Genomic DNA, 2,286 nt, shown 5'->3' on the forward strand with positions numbered 1-2,286 from the left:
AGTTCATGCCCGAGTCGAAATCGATGCTCCTGGAGGACGGCCAATCGGTGGCGGCGTTCTTCGAGCTGGTGCCGCTGGGCACCGAAGGCCGGGAGCCTGGCTGGCTCGCCCACGCCCGCGATGCCCTGGAAAACGCACTCCAAGACAGTTTCGATGAACTGGACGAGAACCCCTGGGTGCTCCAGCTCTATGCCCAGGACGAACCGAGCTTCGACCAGTACATGCAGACGCTGCGCGACTACGTGCAGCCACGTGCGCGCGGCTCGGCGTTCACCGAGTTCTACCTGCGCTTCTTCGGCCACCACATGCGCGCTGTGGCCAAGCCCGGCGGCCTGTTCGAGGACACGGTGGTCACGCGGCTGCGCTGGCGCGGCCAGACGCGGCGCGTGCGCATGGTGGTGTACCGCCGCGCGAGCGGTCAGGGACAGGCAAACCGCCGCGGCCAGACACCCGAGCAGATGCTGGGCATCGTTTGCGATCGCCTGTGCGGCGGGCTGGCGAATGCCGGCATCCAGGCCCGGCGCATGGTTGCAGCGGACGTTCACGACTGGCTGCTGCGATGGTTCAACCCGCGCCCCACGCTGCTCGGTCCTGGGGCGGAGGACCGGGAGCGCTTCTACTCGCTGGCGCGCTACCCGGACGAGACCGAGGCCGGCGAGATCGAGTTGGCGAGCGGGCGGGATTTCAGCCAGCGGTTGTTCTTCGGGCAGCCGCGCTCGGACGTGGCGCAAGGGGCCTGGTACTTCGACGGCATGCCGCACCGCGTGCTGATCACCGACCGGCTGCGCATGCCGCCCGGCACGGGGCACCTGACCGGCGAGACCCGCAAGGGGGACGCGATCAACACGCTGTTCGACCAGATGCCCGAGGACACCTTGATGTGTCTCACGATGGTCGCCACGCCGCAGGATGTCCTGGAATCGGATCTGAACCACCTGGCGAAGAAGGCCGTGGGCGAGACGCTGGCGTCGGAGCAGACCCTCAAGGACGTGCACGAGGCCCGCTCCCTGATCGGCAGCGCGCACAAGCTCTACCGGGGCACGCTGGCGTTCTACCTGCGCGGGCGCGACGAGGCGGAACTGGATCGGCGCGGCCTGGACCTGGCGAACGTCATGCTCAACGCCGGCTTGCAACCGGTGCGCGAGGACGACGAGGTGGCGCCGCTCAACAGCTACCTGCGCTGGCTGCCGTGCTGCTACAACCCCGGCAAGGATCGGCGCCGCTGGTACACGCAGCTGATGTTCGCCCAGCACGCGGCGAACCTGTCGCCGGTGTGGGGCCGCGCCCAGGGCACGGGGCACCCCGGCATCACGATGTTCAATCGCGGAGGCGGCCCGATTACGTTCGACCCCTTGAACAGGTTGGATCGGCAGATGAATGCCCATCTGTTTCTGTTTGGCCCTACGGGCTCGGGCAAGTCCGCCACGCTCAACAACCTGCTGAACCAGGTGACGGCCATCTACCGGCCGCGGCTTTTCATCGTGGAAGCCGGCAACAGCTTCGGCCTGTTCAGCGACTTCGCGCGGCGCCTGGGCCTGACCGTGAACCGGGTCAAGCTGGCCCCCGGATCGGGCATCAGCCTGGCGCCGTTCGCCGACGCACGCCGGCTGATCGAAACGCCCAGCGACGTGCAGACGCTCGATGCCGATGCCCTGGACGAAGACCAGCCACCGGATGCCTCGGCCATGGAGGCGGATGAGCAGCGCGACGTGCTCGGCGAACTGGAGATCACGGCACGGCTGATGATCACGGGCGGCGAAGACAAGGAAGAAGCGCGGATGACGCGGGCCGACCGCTCGCTGATCCGCCAGTGCATCCTCGACGCCGCCGAACATTGCGTGGCGGAGAAGCGCACCGTGCTCACGCGCGATGTGCGCAATGCACTGCGCATCCGTGGCCAGGACCCGACGTTGCCCGAGATGCGCCGTGCGCGGCTGCTGGAGATGGCGGACGCGATGGACATGTTCTGCCAAGGCACGGACGGCGAGATGTTCGACCGCGACGGCACGCCGTGGCCCGAGGCCGACATCACGCTGGTCGATCTGGCGACCTATGCCCGCGAGGGCTACAACGCGCAGCTCTCCATCGCCTACATCAGCCTGATCAGCACGGTGAACAACATCGCCGAGCGCGACCAGTACCTGGGACGGCCGATCGTCAACGTGACCGACGAAGGTCACATCATCACCAAGAACCCGCTGCTCGCGCCCTATGTCGTGAAAATTACAAAAATGTGGCGCAAGTTGGGCGCCTGGTTCTGGCTGGCGACGCAGAACATCGACGACC

Annotated in this window: 1 protein-coding gene; it reads left to right on the forward strand. The window is 67.1% G+C overall.

Annotation, left to right across the window (positions count from 1 at the left end; all coding sequences use genetic code 11):
• A partial coding sequence (locus HNR75_RS15340; RefSeq protein ID WP_188027819.1) for a conjugative transfer ATPase occupies positions 1 to 2,286 on the forward strand: 2,286 nt, incomplete at both ends.

It is taken from the genome of Tolumonas osonensis (assembly GCF_014202415.1).
GTDB lineage: Bacteria > Pseudomonadota > Gammaproteobacteria > Enterobacterales > Aeromonadaceae > Tolumonas > Tolumonas osonensis.